This window comes from Amycolatopsis sp. CA-126428, assembly GCF_002904335.1.
Taxonomy (GTDB): Bacteria; Actinomycetota; Actinomycetes; order Mycobacteriales; family Pseudonocardiaceae; genus Amycolatopsis.
This window is the reverse complement of record NZ_PPHF01000010.1, coordinates 59,998-81,074: the sequence shown is the minus strand read 5'-3', so window position 1 is coordinate 81,074 and position 21,077 is coordinate 59,998. Positions and strand designations below refer to the sequence as shown.

Genomic DNA, 21,077 nt, shown 5'->3' with positions numbered 1-21,077 from the left:
AGCCGAATCGGCACAATCCACGCGACAGGCGTTGACAAGCACCGGGGGCGTGGCGTTCAATCCCCGTCACTATGACAACGTTGTCTCCTCTCGGCCGGGACCGAGACGGCAGCACGCGCACCGCGAGCAGGCGAGCCACGATGAGCGACGTGGCCCGGCTGGCGGGCGTGAGCATCAAGACCGTCTCGCGCGTGGTCAACGACGAACCGGCGGTGCACCCCGACACCGCCGAGCGGGTCATGGCGGCCATCGAGCAGCTGGGGTTCCGGCGCAACCTGGGTGCGCGGAACCTGCGCCGCGGGTCGACGACCGGCACCATCGGGCTGATCGTCGAGGACGTCGGCAACCCCTTCTACTCCGAGCTGAACCGCGCGGTCGAGCGCATCGCGACGTCGTTCGGGCGCCAGGTGCTCACCGGCTCGTCCGAGGAGAACTCCGACCGCGAGCGCGAGCTCGTCCTGGAGTTCTGCGCGCGGCGGGTGGACGGCATCCTCGTCGTCCCGGCCGGCCTGCAGCACGGCTACCTGGTGCCGGAGATGCGCGCGGGCACGCCGGTGGTGTTCATCGACCGCCCGGCCGGCGACATCGTGGCCGACACCGTGCTGGTCGACAACCTCGGCGGCACCATCGAAGCCGTCACGCACCTGGCGCAGCACGGGCACCGGCGGATCGCGTTCCTCGGCGACAGCCCGGACATCTTCACCGCGGCCGAGCGCCTGCGCGGGTTCCGCGAGGGCTGCGTGCGCAACGGGATCTCCTACGACGAGTCGCTGGTTTCGATGGGAACCCCGACGCCCGACGCCGTCGGCAACGCCGTCAAGCGGCTGCTCGACGGCCCGGACGCGGCCACGGCGGTGATCGCCGGCAACAACCGGATCGCCGTGCACCTCCTGCGCGCGCTCGCGCACGCCGAGCAGCGCCCGGCGATGGTCGGGTTCGACGACTTCGAGCTGGCGGACCTGCTGAACCCGCCGGTCACCGTGGTCGCGCACGACGTCAGCGCAACGGGCCACGCCGCGGCCGAACTGCTTTTCGCCCGAGTACAGGGAGATCAGTCCCCGCCGAGAAAGGTAGTCCTGCCCGTGCATCTCGTCGCCCGTGGTTCCGGTGAGGTCGCCCCGTGACCCTCGAACCGATCCGGCTCCCCGCCAACCAGCCGCCGCAGTTCTACCGCGGCGGCGACGCCATCGCAGGCCTGCGCGGCGCGTCGCCGGACAAGAAGTTCGGCCCGGAGGACTGGGTCGCCTCGGCGACCACGATGTTCGGCCAGGAGACCAACGGCCTCACCCGGCTCCCGGACGGCGCCTGGCTGCGCGACGCCGTGGTGGCGAACGCCAACGGCTGGCTCGGCGCGAAGCACGTCGAGGCCCTCGGGACGTCGACCGGCTTGCTGGTCAAGCTGCTCGACGCGGGCCAGCGGCTGCCCGTGCACTTCCACCCGGACGACACCTTCGCGAAGCGCCACTTCGATTCCCACTTCGGCAAGACCGAGGCGTGGATCGTCGTCGGCACCTACGGCGACGACCCGCGCGTCTACCCGGGCTTCAAGGAGACGCTGTCGAAGGCGACGGTGTCCGAGTGGACGCGCGAGCAGGACGTGCCGTCCATGCTGGGCGCGCTGAACAGCATCCCGGTGTCCGCCGGCGACACGGTCTACATCCCGGCCGGGCTGCCGCACGCGATCGGCGAGGGCGTGTTCGTCGTCGAACTGCAGCAGCCGACGGACTTCTCGCTCACCATCGAGTGGCGCGACTTCCTCGCGTCGCCGGAAAAGGGCCACCTCGGCCTCGGTTTCGACACCGCCATCGAGGCGCTGGACACCTCGGGCTGGGACGCCGAACGGCTGACCACGATCATCAAGCGCACCGCGGGCGACACCTCGTCCAGCGTGGATCTGCTGGCGGGCGGCTCGGAACGGTTCTTCCGAGCCGAACAGCTGCGCACGGACAAGCTGACAACGTTGTCACTCGATCCGTCGTTCGCGGTCCTCGTCGTCCTCGACGGCGAAGGCACCCTGCGGACCGAGCACGGCGGCGAGCACGCGCTGGCGAAGGGCGACACCTACGTCGTCCCGTTCGACGCCGGCCAGACCGAGCTGTCCGGCACGGCGACGGTGATCCGCTGCCGGCCGCCGGCGCCGGAGGAGAGGCACGGATGAGCGAAATCCTGCTGGACGCGATCGACCTCACGAAGCACTACGGGTCCGTCGAAGCCCTGCGCGGCGCGTCGTTCCAGGCCCGCGCGGGCGAGGTGACGGCCCTGATCGGGGACAACGGCGCCGGCAAGTCGACGCTGGTCAAGTGCCTCTCCGGCGCGGAACAGCCGACGTCGGGGAAGATCGTCCTCGACGGCAAGGAGGTCCGCTTCGACTCGCCGACCACGGCGCGGCGGCTGGGCATCGAGACCGTCTACCAGGACCTCGCGGTCGCACCCGAACTCGATCCGGCGGCCAATCTCTTCCTGGGCCGGGAGATCCACCGCAAGGGCATTCTCGGCAAGCTCGGGATGCTCGACAAGGCGGAGATGCGGCGGCAGGCCGTCGAAGAGTTCCAGCGCCTCGGCGTGACGCTGCAGAGCACCGACGTCCCGATCGGTTCGCTGTCCGGCGGGCAGCGGCAGAGCGTCGCGGTGGCGCGTTCGGTCGTGTGGGCGTCGAAGGTCGTGTTCATGGACGAGCCGACGGCCGCGCTGGGGGTCGTGCAGCGCGAGCGCGTCCTCGACGTCATCAAGAAGGTGCGCGACAAGGGCATCGCCGTCGTGCTGATCAGCCACAACATGCCCGAGGTGCTGTCGGTGGCCGACCGCGTCGAGGTGCTGCGGCTCGGCAAGCGCGTCGCCCGGTTCACCGGCTCGGACACCAAGCTCGAAGACCTCGTCGCCGCGATGACCGGCGCACTCGTGCAGGAGGAGGCCGCGTGACCGAGCCTGCGAGGTCCGCAATAGACACAGCAGCGTCGGTCACGACGCCGACGAGCGCAAGCGAGGAGGCGGCGTGAGCGTGTCCACTCCCCCGAAGGAAATCCAGGAGTCACCCGAAGCGGGCTTCGGCAAGCGGCCGCTGGGCCAGCGGCTGATCGAGGCCAACACGTTCTGGATCGGGCTGGTCCTGCTGGTGCTGGTCATCCTGTTCAGCGTGCTCGCGCCGGACAGCTTCCCGACGCTGTTCACCTTCCAGACGCTGTTCATCGAGTCCTCGGTCCTGCTGATCCTGTCGGTCGGCATGACGTTCGTGATCATCACCTCGGGCATCGACCTCTCCGTCGGTTCGGTGCTGATCCTCGCGGGCATGGTCGCCGGCAAGGTGATGGAGGCGCTGTCCGGCGGCGACGCGTCGAAGGCCGGCTGGGGCGTGATCCTCGTCGGGCTGGTCGTCGCCGTGGTCACCGGCACGGTCTGGGGCGTGCTCAACGGTGTCCTCGTCGCCGTGGCCAAGATCCCGGCGCTGATCGTCACGCTCGGCACGATGGGCGCCGCGCTCGCCACCGCGTACCTGCTGAACGGCGGCTCGGACCTGCGGACCGTGCCGGCGGAGCTGACCAAGACCCTGGGCTACGGCACGTCCTTCGGCATCGTGCCCAACCTGGTGATCGTGGCCATCGTGCTCACCGTGATCGGCGCGTGGCTGCTGCGGACGACGAAGTTCGGGCGCTACACGTTCGCGGTCGGTTCCAACGCCGAGGGCGCGCGGCGCGCGGGCATCGGCGTCACCGCGCACCTGCTGAAGGTGTACACGCTGACCGGTTTCCTGGCCGGGATCGCCGGTTTCCTGTCGCTGGCCTACTACAACTCGACCACCATCTCCGGGCACACCACCGACAACCTCAACGCCATCGCCGCGGTCGTGATGGGCGGGACGAGCCTGTTCGGCGGCGTCGGCACGATCCTCGGCACGGTGATCGGGGTCTTCATCCCCGCGGTGCTGCGCAAGGGCTTCAACATCATCCACGTCCAGGACTTCTGGCAGATGTTCATCGTCAGCTGGGTCCTGGTCGCCGCGGTCTGGTTCGACCAGCGCCGCCGCCGTCGCCGCAACTCCCGCTGAGTCCCCAAGTACAGTCCCCCAAGTACAACGAGGTGCTTATGAAACTGACCAAGACTCTCACCGCCATGGGTGCCGTGGTCTCCGCCGCCGCCCTGCTCACCGCGTGCGGATCCGGCACGGTCGGGCAAAGCGGGTCCGGTGACACCGCCAGGCCGGTCGGCGGCAAGAAGCTGGCGCTGATCCCGGGCGTGCAGGCCGAGCCGTTCTACATCTCGCTGCAGTGCGGCGCGCAGGCCGAGGCGGAGAAGCTCGGCTACGAGCTGACCACCCAGGCACCGCAGAAGTTCGACGCTCCCCTGCAGACCCAGCTGGTCAACGCGCTCGGCGCGAACCCGCCGGCGGCGCTGCTGATCGCCCCGACCGACGACACCGCGATGCTGGCGCCGATCCAGCAGGTCAAGGCGCGCGGGACGAAGATCGTCGAGGTCGACACCGCGCTGAAGGACACCGGCGTCGCCGTGTCGTCCGTGTCCTCCGACAACTCCGCGGGCGGCAAGCTCGCCGCCCAGACGATGGCGAAGCTCGCGGCCGGCAAGAGCGGCTCGGTCCTGGTGCTCGACACGATCGCGGGCACGTCCACGACCGCCGCGCGCGCCAAGGGCTTCGAGGACGAGCTGAAGAACACGCCGAACCTGAAGTCGATCGGCGTCCAGTTCACCCAGAACGAGCCGGAGCAGGCCGCGGCCAAGGTGACGGCGGCGCTCTCGTCCACCCCGGACCTCATCGGCGTCTTCGCGACCAACCTGAACACCGGCGAGGGCGCGGCGACCGGCCTGCGCAACGCGGGCAAGGTCGGCGCGGTCAACCTGATCGGCTTCGACGCGAGCCCGTCCGAGGTCGAAGGCCTCAAGAGCGGCCAGTACCAGGCCCTGATCGCCCAGGACCCGGCCTCGATCGGCACCCAGGGCGTCCAGCAGGCGGTCGCGGCCGTCGAGGGCAAGCCGGCGACGCGGAACCTCACCGCGCAGCTGCACTCGATCACCAAGGACGACATGGACGCCAACTCGCAGTACTTCTACAAGCAGAGCTGCTGATCCGCTGTCCGTCAGGGTCCTGCGGGTGCTGTGCAACCCCACTCGCAGGGCCCTGAACAGCGTTTTCACCGCGGTGAACATCGGCTGCCGGTCACCGCGGCAGGCAAACCGTTCACCGCATGGCCCGTTTCGCCGAGGCAGTGTTCCGCGTCACACTCATCTGCACATGCATCTGCACTACCGGATGCATGATCGCAGGGAGGGTGCGATGAAGTACGAGCGGCCGGCTTTGCACCGGACGATCTTCGCCGTGGACGTCGAGGGCTACGGCGACCAGCGCCGGACCACGCCACACCGGCTGGCGCTGCGCGACGGGCTGTACCGCGCGCTCTGCCGGGCGTTCGACGACGCCGGCGTCCCGTGGGCGGCCTGCCGGCGCGAGGACTGCGGCGACGGCGTCTTCGTCCTCGTCCCGCCGGAGATCCCGAAGGGGCCCTTCGTCGAGTTCCTGCCGGCCGCGCTCGCCGTCGCGCTGCACCGGCACAACCGCACGCACGACCCCGGCGCCCGGATCCGGCTCCGGATGGCGCTGCACGCGGGCGAGATCGCCTACGACGACCACGGCGTCACCGCGCCGGCGATCAACCAGACGTTCCGGTTGCTGGAGGCGCGGCCGCTGAAGGAGGCGCTCAAGGCGTCCCGCGGCGTGCTGGCGCTGATCACGTCGGCGTGGTTCTTCGACGAGGTCGTCCGGCACAGCGACGATCTCGACCCGACGACGTTCCGGCCGGTGCCGGTGGCGGTCAAGGAAACTCGCACGACCGGGTGGATTTCGCTGCCGGACCGGCCGTACCCGGCGAACTCGAGCCTGCTGGGCAACGTCACGGCGATCGACCACTACCGGACCTGGCGCCGCTTCCGCCGCCACGCCCAGGTGCTGGCCGACCGCGACGGGCCCGCGTAGCCGTAGGATCTACTGCCCTGGACACCGCCGCCGAGGGGAGGCCCGACCGTGCACCTGCGCCCGGCGTCCCGCGCCGACCCGCTGCCGGTGCTCGCCGCCGCCCGCCGCGTCACCGACGACCTGCGTGACGGCCTGACCGGGATGCCCGCCCGTCGCGCCGCGCACCGCCTGCGCCGGCTCTTCGGCTTCCCGGGGCTCGGCCTCGCCGACCTGTCCGGTTCCCTGATGTGGTCGGGACGGCCCGGGCCGGACGCGGTCGTCGCGACGGTGCTCGACGGCGTCCTCCACAGCGAAGAACCCGGCTCGGCGCCGGAGGTCCTGGTGCTGCCGCTGCACGTCCGCGACGAGCTGGCCGGGGCGCTGCTGGTCGTCGGGGACGTCCGGGAGGCGGTCGCGGCCCAGGCCGCCGACCTCGTCGTGCAGGCACTGGAACGCGGGCGGCTCGAGGCCTCGGCGGAACAGGCGGCGCAGGCCGAACTGCGGGCGCTGCGGGCGGAGATGTCCCCGCACTTCGTCTACAACGCCCTGACCGTGATCGCGTCGCTGGTGCGTTCGGACCCGGATCGCGCCCGCGACCTCATGCTCGACTTCGCCGACTACACGCGCTACAGCCTGGCTCGCCACGGCGAGTACACCGTCGTCGCCGAGGAGTTCCGCGCGATCGAGACGTACCTGGCGCTGCAGAAGGCGGTGCTCGGCGAACGGCTGCGCGTCCAGGTGCGGGTCGCGCCGGAGATCCTCGCCGTCGCCGTGCCGTACCTCGTGCTGGAGCCGCTGGTGGAGAACGCGATCCGGCACGGCATCGAGCCGCGGTCGGGCACCGGGCAGGTCCAGGTGCACGGCCAGGCGGAAGGGAACGACTGCGTGATCTTCGTCGAGGACGACGGGGTCGGCATGGACCCGGAACGGGCCGCGGACCTGCTGGCCGGCCGCATCGGCGAGGACGACCCCGCGGGACTCGGGCTGGCCAATGTGGACAGACGGCTGCGGGACGTCTACGGCGCCTGGTACGGCCTGACCGTCGAAACCGAGGTCGGCGCGGGCACCCGGGTGATCGTGCGGGTGCCGCGGTTCCAGCCGGGGGTGCTGCCGTGAGCGGGCTCCGGGTGCTGGCCGTCGACGACCTGCCGCCCGCGCTGGACGAACTCTGCCGCATGCTGGGCGAAGCGCCCGAAGTCGGCGAAGTCGTCGGGGCGGGTGACGCGCTGAAGGCGTTGAGGCTGCTTCAGGCGGATCGCTTCGACGCGGTGTTCCTCGACATCTCGATGCCGGGCCTCGACGGCTTGGAGCTGGCGTCGCTGCTGGCGAAGCTGAGCGAGCCGCCGGTGATCGTGTTCGTCACCGCGCACGACGGGCACGCGGTCGCCGCGTACGGCATCGGCGCCGTCGACTACCTGCTCAAGCCGGTCCGCACCGAACGGCTCTCCGCCGCGCTGGCGAAGGTGCTGCGGATGGCGACCCCGGCGTCCCGGCCGACCCCGGACGCGATGGCGGCGCTCCCGGTCGAGTCGGGCGGGCGCACGCGCTACGTCCGCCGGGACGACGTCCTGTTCGTCGAGGCGCACGGCGACTACGTCCGCCTCCACACCCGCGGCGGGGTCCACCTGGTGCGGATGCCGATCTCGCGGCTGGAGGAGTACTGGGAGGGCACGGGGTTCAGCCGGGTCCACCGGGGTTTCCTGCTGGCGGTGGGGGCGGTGCTGGAGCTGCGCAGCGACTCGGCGGGCGGGTTGCTGGCCCACACGGAGGCCGGCGACGTCCCGGTCAGCCGCCGCCACGCGCGAGACCTGCGCGACCGGCTGCTGGAAGCGGCACAGCGCGGCCAGCTCGGCTCGGATTCGCGATGAGCGACCACCTCCGGCCGGGCCCGCGATGAGCAAGATCCGGCGGGTCGCCGTCACCAGCCCGCAGACCCGCCTCGCCCACGCGCGCCGCCGGTCGCGCGGCCGCTGGCGCCAGCCCCGGCTCCCCGCGGGCGACACCCAGCGCGCCACCACCCTCTACACCGCCCAGCGCCGTCGCGGCATCCCCGCGCTGGTCCTCATGTTCGCGCTGCTGCTCGGCCTCCCCGGCGTCTTCGCGATCTTCCCGGCCCTGGACACCGTGCGGCTGCTGGGCATTCCGCTGTCCTGGCTGCTGCTCGCGGTCTTCCCCTACCCGGTGATGGCGCTGCTGGCCCGCTGGCAGCTGCGCCGCGCCGAGCGCCTCGAGGACGAGTAGTGGGCGTCGCGCTCGCCGTAGCACCGGTCGTGCTCGTGACGCTGCTGATCGGCGTCCGCGGGGTCGCCGCCATGCGCACGACGTCGGACTTCCTCGTCGCGTCCCGCCGGATCTCGCCGCTGGTGAACTCGGCCGCCGTTTCGGGCGAGTACCTGAGCGCGGCCTCCTTCCTCGGCATCGCCGGGCTCGTCGTCAAGGACGGCATCGGCGCACTCTGGTACCCGGTCGGCTTCACCGCCGGCTACATCGCGATGCTCGTGCTCGTCGCCGCCCCGATGCGGCGCTCGGGCGCGCTGACCGTCCCCGACTTCGCCGAAGCCCGGCTCAACTCCCCCGCGCTGCGCCGCCTGGCCGCCGTGGTCGTCCTGGTGATCGGCACGATCTACGTCGTCCCGCAGTTCCGCACCGCCGGGCTGGTGCTCGCCGCGGTCGGCGGCACCCCGTACTGGGTCGGCGTGGTGCTGGCCGGCGCCGCGGTCAGCGTCACCCTGGCACTGGGCGGCATGCGCGCGGCGACGTACGTGCAGGCGTTCCAGTTCGTCCTGAAGCTGCTGCTGTTCCTCATCCCGGCGATCTGGCTGGTGCTGCAGGCCGGCGCGGTCAACCGGACCGACGCGCTCAACCCCGTCGAGTTCACCCACTTCGCCCGCGAGACGCCGGTGCGCTTCGAAGTCGACGTCACCATGGAAATCCGCGAACCGACCCCGGTCCGCCGCAACGGCGTCGTCGAAGTCCTGCCACCGGGCGAGTTCACCGCGCACAGCCAGGACGAGGTCGTGTTCGGCACCGGCGCGGCCGTCCCGGCGGTCCGCGGCGGCGCCGAGCTGGGCGGCCCCGACTGGCGGCGCCCGCTGCTCGACCTCGGCGACCAGGGCTACCCGCTGCTGGGCACCTGTGCCGTGCTCATCGCGACCATGCTGGGCACGATGGGCCTCCCCCACGTCCTGATGCGCTTCCACACCAGCCCGGACGGCCGCGCCGCGCGCCGCACCGCCGCGATCACCGTCGCGCTGCTCGGTGTCTTCTACCTCTTCCCCGGCGTTTACGGCGTGCTCGGCCGGGTGCTCGTCCCCGGGCTGTACCTCTCGGGCGCGACCGACACCGTGGTCGTCGCCCTGCCGTCCCAAGTGGACAGTGGCTGGGCGGGCGGGCTGTTCACCGCGCTGCTCACCGCGGGCGCGTTCGCCGCGTTCCTGGCGACGTCACTCGGCCTGCTGCTGGTGATGTCCGGCGCGCTCGCGCACGACCTCGTCCCCGGCGGGCTGCGGCGGCTGCGGATCGCCGTGTTCGGCGTCGCCGGGGTGATGGTGCTGCTGGCGCTGCGCTCGGCCGAGCTCGACGCGGGCGTCCTGGTCACCTGGGGCTTCACGGTGGCCGCGTCGACCTTCTGCCCGCTGCTCGTGCTCGGCATCTGGTGGCCGCGGCTGACCGCGACCGGCGGGATCGCCGGCGTGCTGACCGGGCTGGTGGCGTCGTCCGGCTCGATCCTGTTCGCCCTCGCCGGGCCGCCGTTGCACGGCTGGGTGGCGATCCTGGTCCAGCAACCGGCACCCTGGTCGGTACCGTTGGCGTTCGGCGCAATGGCGCTGGTCTCGCTGCGGGGCCGGCCCCCCGGCTGGTCGACGGCGGCCATGCTGCGCCTGCACCTGGACGAACCCCGTTCGACGGGACCGCGCGACCGTTCGTCAACCGTTCGTCGTCTGGCCCGGCTGTTGAACCGCTGAATCTTCACACGAGACTCACACGTCCCTACGGTGTCGCACGTCACTTTCCGCAGCGTCGCAGGGAGCAGCAGCGATGAGCACGACGAACACCGGCGGGCCCCCGGACACGTCCGAGACCATCTGGGAACGAGCGCACGAAAGCACCGAGTTCCGCGAGCTGCGCAGCCGCCTGCGCCGGTTCGTCTTCCCGATGACGGCGGTGTTCCTCCTCTGGTACCTGCTCTACGTGCTCCTCGCGGACTACGCGCACGACTTCATGAGCACGAAGGTGTTCGGCAACATCAACGTCGGCCTGATCTTCGGCCTGCTGCAGTTCGTCTCGACGTTCGTGATCACCGGGCTCTACGTCCGGTACGCGAACCGGAAGCTGGACCCGGTCGCCGAGAAGATCCGTGAGGACATCGAAGGCGAATCCGCGAAGGAGCAGGCATGACGAACATCGCCGCGGGTGTGGAAGGCAGCAACCCGCTCCTCAACATCATCATCTTCGCCGCCTTCGTGCTCATCACCCTGGTGATCGTGTTCCGGGCCAGCCGCAACACGAAGACGGCGTCGGACTACTACGCCGCCGGCCGCGCGTTCACCGGCCCGCAGAACGGCATCGCCATCTCGGGTGACTACCTGTCGGCGGCGTCGTTCCTCGGCATCGCCGGCGCGATCGCCATCAACGGCTACGACGGGTTCCTCTACTCCATCGGCTTCCTGGTGGCGTGGCTCGTCGCCCTGCTGCTGGTCGCGGAACTGCTGCGCAACACCGGCAAGTTCACCATGGGCGACGTCCTCGCGTTCCGGATGAAGCAGCGCCCGGTGCGGGCCGCGGCCGCGACGTCGACGCTGATCGTGTCGTTCTTCTACCTGCTCGCGCAGATGGCGGGCGCGGGCGGTCTCGTCGCGCTGCTGCTCGGCGTCGAAGGCAAGGGCGCGCAGGCACTGGTGATCGCCGTGGTCGGCGTGATCATGATCGCCTACGTGCTGATCGGCGGTATGAAGGGCACCACCTGGGTGCAGATCATCAAGGCCGCGCTGCTCATCGTCGGCGCGCTCGTGATCACGCTCTGGGTGCTCGGCAAGTACGGCTTCAACTTCTCCCAGCTGCTGCAGGCCGCGGTCGACAAAGCGGGCAAGGCCGGGCAGACGTTGCTCGGCCCGGGCAAGCAGTACGGCGCCACCGGGACGTCCAAGCTGGACTTCCTCTCCCTCGGCATCGCACTGGTGCTGGGCACCGCGGGCCTGCCGCACGTCCTGATGCGCTTCTACACCGTGCCGACCGCGCGCGACGCGCGCCGTTCGGTGGTCTGGGCGATCGTCCTGATCGGCGTGTTCTACCTGTTCACGCTGGTCCTGGGCTACGGCGCCGGTGCGCTGGTCGGGCCGGACACGATCAAGAAGGCGCCGGGCGGGGTCAACTCCGCGGCCCCGCTGCTCGCGCTCGAACTGGGCGGGCCGGTGCTGCTGGGCCTGATCTCCGCGGTCGCCTTCGCGACGATCCTCGCGGTGGTCGCGGGCCTGACGATCACGGCGTCGGCGTCCTTCGCCCACGACGTCTACGCGAACGTCGTCAAGCGGGGCAAGCCCTCGCCCGGCTCGGAGGTCCGGGTCGCCCGGATCACCGCGGTGGTGATCGGCGCCCTCGCCATCGGCGGCGGCATCCTGGCCAACGGGCAGAACGTCGCCTTCCTGGTGGCGCTGGCCTTCGCGGTCGCGGCGTCGGCGAACCTGCCGACGATCCTCTACTCGCTGTTCTGGAAGCGGTTCAACACCCAGGGCGCGCTGTGGTCGATCTACGGTGGCCTGGCCATCACGATCGTGCTGATCGTCTTCTCGCCGGCCGTGTCCGGCAAGAGCACGTCGATGATTAAGAGCGTCGACTTCGCCTGGTTCCCGCTGAGCAACCCCGGGCTCGTCTCGATCCCGGCCGCGTTCTTCCTGGGCTGGCTGGGCACGGTGCTGTCCAAGGAGCACGACGAGAAGAAGTACGCCGAGATGGAGGTCCGCTCCCTCACCGGTGCGGGCGCCGAAAAGGCCGTGGCGCACTAGCTCCACCGACCCCGAAGGCCGTCGCGAGGGTGTTCCCGATCCCCTCGCGGCGGCCTTCGGCCATGCTCAGTACGGCAGCTTGCCCTGCGCAACGCCTTTCACGACCGTCTCGAACTGCTTCCGCAGGTACTGCCACAGCCCGCCGCCCAGCGAAATCCTCGCCACCCCCAGTTCGGCGAGGTTTTCGAGGCCGGGGCCGCCCGGCCAGGCGGCCGTGTTGACCGCACCGGCGGTCTCCCGCACGAACTCCGCGATCAGCTCCGGCGTGCGCAGGTGGATCGGGTAGACGCAGTCGGCGCCCGCTTCGAGGTAGGCCTTCGCCCGGGCGACGCCCGCTTCGAGCGCTTCTTCCGGGTCCACGCCGCGGAAGGAGTCGACCCGGGCGTTGATCACCAGGCCGTCGCCCGCCGCCTCGCGCAGGGCGGCGATCCGGGCCGCCTGCTCGCCGACCGGCCGGACGTCGCCGGTCGCGTGGTCGGTGTCCTCGAAGTTGCAGCCGACGGCCCCGGCGTCGAGCAGCCGGCCCGCCAGTTCGGCGCCGGACAGGCCGTAGCCCGACTCGGCGTCGACCGTGACCGGGACACCGACCGCCTTCGCGATCCGCGCGGCGGCCGCGAACATCTCGGCCGCGGGTGCCTGCTCGCCGTCGGCGAACCCCAGCGCGGCCGCCACGGCGACCGAACTGGTCGCGATGGCGGGGAACCCGGCGGCCTCGACGAGCTTCGCCGTGTCGGCGTCCCAGACGTTCGGCAGCACCAGCGGCTTGCCGGGGACGTGCAGCGCCTTGAGCGCGGCGGCGGTCACGCGTCCCGCTTCGGCAGCGGCGTGTGGCTGGTGATGGTCATCCGGTTCCAGCTGTTGATGGCGATGATCTCCCAGGCGACGGCCTGGTACTGCTCCTCGGTGAACACCCGCACCGCCCGCTCGTAGACGTCGTCGGGGACGGTCTGCGTCGCGGACAGCTTGGTCATCGCCTCGGTGAGGGCGAGGGCGGCCTGCTCCTGCTCGGTGAACAGGTCGGTCTCGCGCCAGCCGTCGAGCACGAACAGCCGCCGCGGCGACTCGCCCAGCTCGAGCGCGTCGCGGGAGTGCATGTCGAGGCAGTACGCGCAGCCGTTGATCTGCGAGGCGCGGGTCTTCACCAGTTCCAGCAGCTTGGGGTCGAGCCCCGCGTTGGCGCCGGCCTTGTTCACCTCGGCCTGCAGGTTCGCCATCGCCTGGTAAAGCTCGGGAGCGCCCCCGAGCCCGATTCGCTTGGTCATGCCGTCCACGCTAGTGCCAACTGGTCCACGGGTATGGTCCAGTCACATGACGGAATCGTGGTCCAGTTCCGGGCTCGACGTCCACCTCGGCTGGCAGCCTTCGACGGGCCGCGGCGGGCTCGCGACGGCGATCCGCGCGGCCATCCGGGACGGCCGGTGGCAGGCGGGCGCGGCGGTGCCCTCGACCCGCGCGCTGGCCCACGACCTCGGCGTCGCCCGCGGGACGGTCACGCGCGTGTACGCCGATCTCGCCGCGGAGGGGTACCTGCGCACGGCGCAGGGTGCGCCGACCCGGGTGGCGACGGCGGGTTCGCTGCCCCAGTCCGCGCCGCGGCCGGTCCCGCGCGACCCGGCGCCGCGCTGGGACCTGCGGCCGGGCCGCCCGGACCTGACGGCGTTCCCCCGGCAGGCGTGGCTCACCGCGACCCGCCGGGCCCTGCTGCGGACCCCGGCGTCGGCGTTCGGCTACGAGTCGGAGCTGGGCGCACCCGAGCTGCGCGACACCCTGGCCGGCTACCTGGCCCGGGCCCGCGGGGTGGTCGCCGACCCGGCGCGGATCGTGGTGTGCCACGGGTTTTCGCACGCCGTCGCGGTGGTGTCCCGGGCGCTTTCCGGCCTGGGCGTCGGCGAACTGGCGTTCGAGAACCCGTCGATGGCGATGTACCGGTCGATCGCGGCGGCGCAGGGCCCGCGGATCGTCGGCGTGGACGTCGACGGGCACGGCATCGACGTGTCCGCTTTGGACAGTCCGGCGGTGGTCGTGACCCCGGCGCACCAGTACCCCACCGGCGTCACGCTGGCCCCGCCACGCCGGGCGGCGCTCGCGCGCTGGGCGAGCGAATCGGGGGCGTTCGTGCTCGAGGACGACTACGACGGCGAGTTCCGCTTCGACCGCCAGCAGGTCGGGGCGTTGCAGGCGCTCGCGCCGGAGCGGGTGGTGTACGCGGGAACGGCCAGCAAGACGCTCGCCCCGGCCCTCCGGCTCGCGTGGCTGGTGCTCCCGCGCTCGCTGGTGGAGCCGGTCCGCGCGGCGATGGCCGACAGCGGCTCGCGCCCGGCGGTGCTGAACCAGCTGGTGCTGGCCGAGCTGATCGACTCGGGGGCCTACGACCGGCACATCCGCCGCAGCCGCGCCGAGTACCGCTCCCGCCGCACCCGCCTCTTGGCCGCGCTGCCGGATTCCGTGCGCCCGCACGGCATCGCGGCGGGCCTGCACCTGCTGCTGATGCTCCCGCCGGACGGCCCCTCGGAGGCCACGGCCCTGGCGGCCTGCCGCCGCCGTGCGATCGGCATCGAGGGCCTGGCCGGCCACTGGATGACCCCCAACGCCCCCGGCGGCCTCATCGTCGGCTACGCGGCCACCCCGAAGCACGCCTTCACCGGCGCAACCCAAAACCTGGTAGAGGCCCTAGCCGAAACAACCCCCTAACCCACCCCTCGACTCCCACCCTCCACCACGCGAGTCGTCCATCCAGGCACGCGAACCGACCCTCCAGATACACGAACCGACCCTCCAGGCACGCGAACCGACCCTCCAGATACGCGAGTCGACCCTCCAATCACGTGAGTCGACCTCCCAATCACGGGTGATGCCCCTCCAATCACACGTGATGCCCCCTCGATCACGCATGAAGCCCGCCCGATCACGCGCGATACCTCACCAAGCACCCGAGATGCCCGCGGGCCGCCCCACCGGAGCGGCCCGCGACCACCGTCAGAACCAGCAGTCCGGCCGGACCCGCAGCAGTTCCGTGCGCAGCACCGGCGTGCCGTCGACCGGCGCCGGGTCCTCCGCGGTCGGCTGGATCCCGCCCGCCGCGACCTTGTCGAGCGTCCTCAGCCCCTCCGCACCGACCGTGCCGAACACCGTGTAGTTCGGCCGCAGCGCGGAATCGCCGTACACGACGAAGAACTGCGAACCATTCGTATCCGGCCCCGCGTTGGCCATCGCGAGCAGGCCGCGCGCGTAGACGCGCCGGGCGCCGGTCGGGTCGGTCGGCGCCGGCGGCAGGTCCACCGGCAGCTCGTCCTTGTACTTGTAGCCCGGCCCGCCCTCGCCGGTCGCGGTCGGGTCGCCGCACTGCAGCACCTTCAACGTCGGGTACGCGGTGAGCCGGTGGCACACCGTGTGGTCGTAGAACCGGTGCCGCGCCAGGTGCAGGAAGCTCTGCACGGTGCACGGCGCCTTCGCGCGGTCCAGCCGCAGCGGCAGCGCGCCCTGGCTGGTCGGGATGGCGACGTCGACCTTGCCGTGGCTCGGCGTGTGCCGCGGATCGGGCGGCAGCGGCACCGGCCGCGCGGGCGGTTCGTCCGGGGTTTCGGTGTACTGGCAGGGCCCGTGGGTCGTCTTCGGCGGTGGCGCGTCGGCCGCCGCGGCGACGCCGTTCCCGGCCACGAACAACGCGCCCGCCGCCAGCGCGGTGAGAAGTGTCCTCTTCATCCTGCACGCCCTCCCAGTGATCGCCCGGTTCCGGAGCGCCCCGCAGTCTAGGGCCCGGCACCGACAGCCAGAACCCGCGAAAGTCGCCCCTGTCAGTCCATCGGGTGAACCTCGGGGCTCTCACCCCGGAAATTGTCGGACCCCCGGCGCACGATGGTCAGCACGCGGCAAAGCGCCGCCCGGCGAAGGGGTCAGACATGAGAAGAACCGTTGGCACAGCAGGCATCCGACAGCTCGTGCAGGCACTGCTCGGGTTCTTGCGTGCCGCACCGGGGCGCGGCCGGAGGACGCCTGACGGCGCGTTCATCGAGCCGCGGCAACGGAAAGCGGCGAGGGAGCGCCCCGGCCGCGACCGGTCAAGAGCCGCGCCGGAAAGACGTCAGGGCGATCAGGAAGGTGAGCACGATTCCCGCGGCGATGGCGAACACCGCCACCCGGATCCCCGCGCCGGTCGCGATCCGCAACGCCTCGTCGTCCAGCCCGTGAGCGCCGGCGGTGGTGTTGGCGGTGGTGTTGGCGATGAGGACGAGCACCGCGAGCCCGGCCGCCGCACCCACGCCGGAACCGGTGGTGACGATCCCCGAGGCGACACCCTGCCGGTGGCCGGGCACCCCCGTCGCCGCGGCGATGTACATGGCCGTGAAGACCATCCCGTCGCCGATGCTGACCGCGATCAGGCCGGGCACCAGCCAGGCGTACGAGCCGTCCGGCGTGAGCGCGAGCCCGAGCAAGCACGTGCCCACGGCGCCGGTGGCGAGCGCGCCGAGCAGGGTGCGCCGCACCCCGATCCGGGTCACGACGGAGCCGGCCAGCACCGAGCCGGTGACCACCACCGCGGTCGGCAGCAGGAACCCGAGCCCGGTGGTCAGGGCGTCGTAGCCCCACACGTCCTGGAAGTGGATGGACAGGAAGTACAGCAGCGATCCGAAGGTGGCCGTGAACATGAACGCGACCACCAAGGCCAGCACGAGGCTCGGGTTGCGCAGCAGGCCGCGGGGCAGCAGCGGGTCCGCGCTGCGCCGCTCGATCACCGCGAAGGACCCGAGCAGCACGGTCCCCACGGCCAGGGCGGCCACGATCCCGGGCGAACCCCAGCCCGCATCCGGCCCACGGACCAGCGCGAACGCCAGCAAGGTCACCGCGCCGGTGACGCTGAGCGTGCCGGCCAGGTCGAACCGCCGGCTCACCGCACGCCGCCGGTCGGCGGCGATGAGCGCGAACGCCGGCACGATCGCGAAACCGGCCAGCGGAACGTTGACGAAGAACACCGCCCGCCACCCGAAACCCTGCGTGAGCACGCCACCGAGCAGCACCCCGATGACCAGGCCGGCGGCCCCGGCTCCGCCCCACACGCTCAGCGCGCGATTGCGGTCGCGCCCCTCGGCGAAGGTCGTGTTGATGATGGCCAGGGTGCTGGGAAAGACCAACGCGCCGCCCAGGCCCTGAAGCGCGCGGCCGGCGAGCTGCCACAGCGGCGCGGTGGCCAGTCCCCCGATCACCGAAGCGACAGCGTAGAGCGCCAGTCCGGCCACCAGCATCCGGCGCCGGCCGAGCAGGTCCGCGGCCCGCCCGCCGAACAGCAGGAACCCGCTGGAGGCGATCGCGTACGTGCTGATCACCGCCTGCAGGGTCTGGGCCGAGTACCCCAGGTCCCGGCCGATCTCGGGCAACGCGACCACGACGATGTACTGGTCGAGGGAAACGATCAGCATCGCGAACGCCAGCAACGCCAGCAGCGCGCCGCAGCGGCCGTGGCGCTCCACCGCGGGTTTCACGGAGGCCAGCTCCGGTTCGAACAGCATGAGTGCCTCCCGGTCGTCACGGCTGGACACTGCTGAACTGTACGCTTCAGTTCATATGAACTCAACAGTTCAGTTCAGGTGAACTGGACTGCCCAGTTCAGGCGCTCGGTATGCTTCGGGTATGACGGACTCGCGACGGCGCCCGCCCACCGGCGAGCGCGCCGACCTCAAGCGCCGGGCGATCGTGGAGGCCGCCCGCGAGGTCTTCCTCGCTCGCGGCTTCGAAGCCGGGATCGACGTCATCGCGCAGCGGGCCGACGTTTCGAAGGTGACGATCTACAACCACTTCGGCAGCAAGAACGAGTTGTTCCACGCGGTCATCCACGACGCCCTCAAGGAGGCACTCCAGCAGTCGACGTCGGCTCTCGAAAAGAGCCTGGCCGAATCCGAGGACATCCGGGAGATCCTCGTGCGGACGGCGCGAGGGTGGGTGGCCGGGATGGCGCAGCCCCAGGTGCTAGCGCTGCGCGCGCTCGTCGCGAGTGAAGCGCAGCGGTTCCCCGAGCTCGGCCAGGCGTGGAAAGCCAACGGCCCCGACCTGACGTCCGCCATCCTGACCACGGAGTTCCGCAAGCGCATCGAGGCCGGCGAGCTCGCCATCCCCGACATCGAGCTGGCGTTGATCCAGCTCTACGCCCTCGTCCTCTACCCCCACTCCACCCACGCCGCCTACGGCGAACAGCTCGGAGAGGAGCGCACCCACGACCTCATCAGCCGTGGCGTGGACATGTTCCTCGCCTACTACTCGGCCGGCGAACGAAGCGCGCCGCCGAAGGTCGGCACTAGCTTCGCAAGTCCGTGATCAGCTCGTCGGCGGCGGCGAACGGATCGAGCTCCCGCGCCACGACCCGCTCCGCGACGCCGGCGAGCCGTCCCCCGCCGCGCAGGTCCACGAGCTCGGCCCGCAACCGCCGGAGCGCAATGGCCTCCACCTCGTCGCGTGCCCTGGCCACCCGGCGCCGGGCCAGCTCGTCGTGCTCGACGAGCCAGTCGTGGTGCGCGGCCAGCGCTTGCACGACCTCGTCGACACCCTCGCCCTTCGCCGCGACGGTCCGCACGATCGGCTGACGCCAGCTCGGTCCCCGGATCTCCCGTCGTGCCAGCGAAATCATCTGCTTGAGGTCGTGCACCGTGGCGTCGGCGCCTTCGCGGTCCGCCTTGTTGACGACGAAGACGTCGGCGATCTCGAGCACGCCGGCCTTCGCGGCCTGGATGCCGTCGCCCATGCCCGGGGCGAGCAGCACCACCGTGGTGTCGGCCAGCTTCACGACGTCCACTTCGGACTGTCCGACGCCGACGGTCTCGATCAGCACGACGTCGAAGCCGGCCGCGTCCAGCACGCGCACCGCCTGCGGGGTCGCCCACGAGAGCCCGCCGAGGTGCCCGCGCGTGGCCATCGAGCGGATGAACACGCCGGGGTCGGTGGCGTGCTCGGTCATCCGGATCCGGTCGCCGAGCAGCGCCCCGCCCGAAAACGGCGAAGACGGGTCGATGGCGAGGACCCCGACCCGCTTGCCCTCCGCGCGCAAGGCGGTGAGCAGCGCCGAGGTCGAAGTCGACTTGCCGACACCGGGTGGTCCGGTGAGCCCGACGACCCGGGCCCGGCCGGTGTGCGGGGTCAGCGCACGCGCGATCTCCGCGACGCGGGGGTGGGCGTCCTCGACGAGCGACAGCAGCCGCGCGACGGCACGGGGCTGTCCGTCCCGCGCGCGGCCGACGAGGTCGTCGAGGTCGAGTGGGCCGGCCACTTACGCGGACGGCACCCGCAGCAGCAGGGCGTCGCCCTGGCCGCCGCCACCGCACAGCGCGGCCGCGCCGAGCCCGCCGCCGCGGCGGCGCAGCTCGTGGATCAGGTGCACGGCGAGCCGGGCACCGGAGGCGCCGATCGGGTGGCCGAGGGCGATCGCGCCGCCGTTGACGTTGACCTTCTCCGGGTCGAGGCCGAGCTTCTCGGTGGAGACGAGCCCGACCGCGGCGAAGGCTTCGTTGATCTCGACGAGGTCGAGCGCGTCGGCGGTCAGGTTCGCCTTCGCCAGCGCGGCGAGGATGGCGTTCGACGGCTGCTCGTGGAGGCTCGCGTCGGGCCCGGCGACGACACCGTGCGCGCCGATCTCGGCGAGCGGCGTGAGGCCGAGTTCCTCGGCCTTCGCCTTGCTGGCCACGATGACCGCGGCGGCGCCGTCGGAGATCTGCGAGGCCGAGCCCGCGGTGATGGTGCCGTCGGAAGCGAAGGCGGGGCGCAGCTTGGCGAGGCCTTCGGCGGTGGTGTCGGCGCGGACGCCCTCGTCGGTGTCGAAGACGACCGGGTCGCCCTTGCGCTGCGGGATGGCGACCGGCGCGATCTCGTCGGCGAAGTAGCCGTTCTTGATCGCCTCGGCGGCGCGCTGGTGGGAGCGAGCGGAGAATTCGTCCTGCTGCTCGCGGGTGAGGCCGTAGCGGGAGTTGTACTTCTCCGTCGAGGCGCCCATGGCGACCTGGTCGAAGGCGCAGAAGAGCCCGTCGTACGCCATGTGGTCGACGAGGGTGGTGTCGCCGTACTTGAAGCCGGAGCGCGACTTGGGCAGCAGGTGCGGCGCCTGGGTCATCGACTCCTGGCCGCCGGCGACGACGAGGTCGAACTCGCCGGCGCGGATGAGCTGGTCGGCGAGCGCGATGGCGTCGAGGCCGGAGAGGCAGACCTTGTTGATCGTCAGCGCGGGCACGCTCATCGGGATGCCCGCGGCGACCGCGGCCTGGCGGGCCGGGATCTGGCCGGCGCCGGCGGTGAGCACCTGGCCCATGATCGTGTACTGCACCGCCTCCGGGGCGACCCCGGCGCGTTCGAGGGCCGCCTTGATCGCGACCCCGCCCAGCTGGGCACCCGTGAAGTCCTTGAGGGAGCCCAGCAGGCGCCCGATCGGCGTACGGGCGGCACCCAGGATCACGGAACCGGACACGGCGTCCTCCAAGCATCGGCGCATGGGCAGTTTTGCCGACCATACCCGGGAGCAGGCCTTCTTGATGGAGCCAGTGTGAGCCGGGGCACGCGACGATTCTGGCCGGACGCCAGGCTCCGGCCCCCTATCCTGCCTCCATGAATGACGCCCTGCGGCCGTTCGTGACGGCCATCGACCACGTCGGCATCGCGGTCCCGGACCTGGACGCGGCCATCGAGTTCCACCGCGCGCACTTCGGCTTGGAGGTCGCGCACGAGGAGGTGAACGAGGAGCAGGGGGTCCGCGAGGCGATGCTCCGCGCTCCGGGCACGGCCGGCACGGAGACGCAGATCCAGCTGCTGGCCCCGCTGCGCGAAGACTCGGCGATCGGCAAGTTCCTGGCGAAGAGCGGCCCGGGGCTGCAGCAGCTGGCCTACCGCGTGTCCGATGTGGACGCCGCGGCCGCGGCCCTGCGCGAAAAGGGCCTGCGCATGCTGTACGAAGAGGCGAAGAGGGGCACTTCCGACAGCCGGGTCAACTTCGTCCACCCGAAGGACGCGGGCGGCGTGCTGGTGGAGCTGGTGGAGCCGGCGAAGGACGCGACGGCGCACTGACTCGTTCCCGCGCAACGGATCGGCACGAAAGCCGCGCGCCCGTGACAAGAAACGGGCGCGCGGCCAAAACGCCGGTGAGGGCA

At 71.5% G+C, this 21,077-nt stretch carries 21 protein-coding genes; 15 read left to right on the top strand and 6 right to left on the bottom strand.

What is annotated here, in order from left to right:
* The first annotated feature begins 140 nt into the window (after nucleotides 1–140).
* The 12 genes from C2L58_RS02035 (at nucleotide 141) to C2L58_RS01980 (ending at nucleotide 11,961) form a co-directional block, all read left to right on the top strand.
* Complete coding sequence (locus C2L58_RS02035; protein ID WP_103335324.1) at nucleotides 141–1,124, top strand: LacI family DNA-binding transcriptional regulator; 984 nt, start codon at nucleotides 141–143, stop codon at nucleotides 1,122–1,124.
* Entirely contained in the window at nucleotides 1,121–2,158 is a 1,038-nt protein-coding gene (locus C2L58_RS02030; RefSeq protein ID WP_103335322.1) for a class I mannose-6-phosphate isomerase, read from the top strand. Before C2L58_RS02035 ends, C2L58_RS02030 begins: the two co-directional genes overlap by 4 nt.
* Nucleotides 2,155–2,919 carry an ATP-binding cassette domain-containing protein gene (locus tag C2L58_RS02025; RefSeq protein WP_103335320.1) on the top strand — a complete coding sequence of 255 codons (765 nt, stop codon included), beginning with the start codon at nucleotides 2,155–2,157 and terminating at the stop codon, nucleotides 2,917–2,919. The genes C2L58_RS02030 and C2L58_RS02025 overlap by 4 nt, the downstream gene beginning before the upstream one ends.
* A gap of 73 nt (nucleotides 2,920–2,992) precedes the next feature.
* Nucleotides 2,993–4,042 carry an ABC transporter permease gene (locus C2L58_RS02020; protein WP_103335318.1) on the top strand — a complete coding sequence of 350 codons (1,050 nt, stop codon included), beginning with the start codon at nucleotides 2,993–2,995 and terminating at the stop codon, nucleotides 4,040–4,042.
* Nucleotides 4,043–4,080: 38 nt separating this feature from the next.
* A complete protein-coding gene (locus C2L58_RS02015; RefSeq protein ID WP_103335317.1) occupies nucleotides 4,081–5,076 on the top strand; it encodes an ABC transporter substrate-binding protein in 996 nt (331 codons plus the stop codon).
* A 208-nt stretch (nucleotides 5,077–5,284) separates the two neighbouring features.
* Nucleotides 5,285–5,980, top strand: coding sequence for a hypothetical protein (locus C2L58_RS02010; protein ID WP_103335315.1), 696 nt, complete (start codon nucleotides 5,285–5,287; stop codon nucleotides 5,978–5,980).
* A 48-nt stretch (nucleotides 5,981–6,028) separates the two neighbouring features.
* Nucleotides 6,029–7,075: a sensor histidine kinase gene (locus C2L58_RS02005; RefSeq protein WP_103335313.1), complete on the top strand. Its 1,047-nt coding sequence runs from the start codon at nucleotides 6,029–6,031 to the stop codon at nucleotides 7,073–7,075.
* Nucleotides 7,072–7,827, top strand: coding sequence for a LytR/AlgR family response regulator transcription factor (locus C2L58_RS02000; RefSeq protein ID WP_103335311.1), 756 nt, complete (start codon nucleotides 7,072–7,074; stop codon nucleotides 7,825–7,827). Before C2L58_RS02005 ends, C2L58_RS02000 begins: the two co-directional genes overlap by 4 nt.
* Nucleotides 7,828–7,852: 25 nt before the next feature.
* Entirely contained in the window at nucleotides 7,853–8,200 is a 348-nt protein-coding gene (locus C2L58_RS01995) for a hypothetical protein (protein ID WP_103335309.1), read from the top strand.
* Nucleotides 8,200–9,924, top strand: a complete 1,725-nt coding sequence (locus tag C2L58_RS01990) for a sodium/solute symporter (RefSeq protein ID WP_103335308.1) — start codon at nucleotides 8,200–8,202, stop codon at nucleotides 9,922–9,924. The genes C2L58_RS01995 and C2L58_RS01990 overlap by 1 nt, the downstream gene beginning before the upstream one ends.
* A 73-nt stretch (nucleotides 9,925–9,997) precedes the next feature.
* Nucleotides 9,998–10,357, top strand: a complete 360-nt coding sequence (locus C2L58_RS01985) for a DUF485 domain-containing protein (RefSeq protein ID WP_103335306.1) — start codon at nucleotides 9,998–10,000, stop codon at nucleotides 10,355–10,357.
* Nucleotides 10,354–11,961 (top strand): solute symporter family protein, encoded by a 1,608-nt coding sequence (locus C2L58_RS01980; protein ID WP_103335304.1) that lies wholly within the window; start codon nucleotides 10,354–10,356, stop codon nucleotides 11,959–11,961. The genes C2L58_RS01985 and C2L58_RS01980 overlap by 4 nt, the downstream gene beginning before the upstream one ends.
* 66 nt (nucleotides 11,962–12,027) lie before the next feature.
* On the opposite strand, the gene C2L58_RS01975 is transcribed toward C2L58_RS01980, so the two are convergent.
* Nucleotides 12,028–12,765 (bottom strand): isocitrate lyase/PEP mutase family protein, encoded by a 738-nt coding sequence (locus C2L58_RS01975; RefSeq protein WP_103335303.1) that lies wholly within the window; start codon nucleotides 12,763–12,765, stop codon nucleotides 12,028–12,030.
* Nucleotides 12,762–13,223: a carboxymuconolactone decarboxylase family protein gene (locus tag C2L58_RS01970; protein WP_199191055.1), complete on the bottom strand. Its 462-nt coding sequence runs from the start codon at nucleotides 13,221–13,223 to the stop codon at nucleotides 12,762–12,764. Before C2L58_RS01970 ends, C2L58_RS01975 begins: the two co-directional genes overlap by 4 nt.
* Nucleotides 13,224–13,269: 46 nt before the next feature.
* Here C2L58_RS01970 and pdxR point away from each other — a divergent pair, with 46 nt between their 5' ends.
* Nucleotides 13,270–14,652, top strand: coding sequence for a MocR-like pyridoxine biosynthesis transcription factor PdxR (gene pdxR / locus C2L58_RS01965; protein WP_103335300.1), 1,383 nt, complete (start codon nucleotides 13,270–13,272; stop codon nucleotides 14,650–14,652).
* Nucleotides 14,653–14,937: 285 nt separating this feature from the next.
* On the opposite strand, the gene C2L58_RS01960 is transcribed toward pdxR, so the two are convergent.
* Nucleotides 14,938–15,663 (bottom strand): peptidylprolyl isomerase, encoded by a 726-nt coding sequence (locus C2L58_RS01960; protein WP_103335298.1) that lies wholly within the window; start codon nucleotides 15,661–15,663, stop codon nucleotides 14,938–14,940.
* Nucleotides 15,664–16,019: 356 nt separating this feature from the next.
* Nucleotides 16,020–17,495 (bottom strand): MFS transporter, encoded by a 1,476-nt coding sequence (locus tag C2L58_RS01955; RefSeq protein WP_233225512.1) that lies wholly within the window; start codon nucleotides 17,493–17,495, stop codon nucleotides 16,020–16,022.
* 91 nt (nucleotides 17,496–17,586) lie between these two features.
* Here C2L58_RS01955 and C2L58_RS01950 point away from each other — a divergent pair, with 91 nt between their 5' ends.
* The gene (locus C2L58_RS01950; protein WP_103335295.1) at nucleotides 17,587–18,267 is read left to right on the top strand and encodes a TetR/AcrR family transcriptional regulator; all 681 of its coding nucleotides are present in this window, start codon (nucleotides 17,587–17,589) and stop codon (nucleotides 18,265–18,267) included.
* On the opposite strand, the gene meaB is transcribed toward C2L58_RS01950, so the two are convergent.
* On the bottom strand, nucleotides 18,248–19,213 hold the full coding sequence (meaB, locus tag C2L58_RS01945; RefSeq protein WP_103335293.1) for a methylmalonyl Co-A mutase-associated GTPase MeaB: 966 nt from the start codon (nucleotides 19,211–19,213) through the stop codon (nucleotides 18,248–18,250). The two genes, C2L58_RS01950 and meaB, sit on opposite strands and share 20 nt — an antisense overlap.
* Entirely contained in the window at nucleotides 19,214–20,401 is a 1,188-nt protein-coding gene (locus C2L58_RS01940) for an acetyl-CoA C-acetyltransferase (RefSeq protein WP_103335292.1), read from the bottom strand.
* A gap of 137 nt (nucleotides 20,402–20,538) precedes the next feature.
* Between C2L58_RS01940 and mce the strand changes: the two genes are divergently transcribed.
* Complete coding sequence (gene mce, locus C2L58_RS01935) at nucleotides 20,539–20,994, top strand: methylmalonyl-CoA epimerase (RefSeq protein WP_103335290.1); 456 nt, start codon at nucleotides 20,539–20,541, stop codon at nucleotides 20,992–20,994.
* The last annotated feature ends 83 nt before the right edge of the window (nucleotides 20,995–21,077 follow it).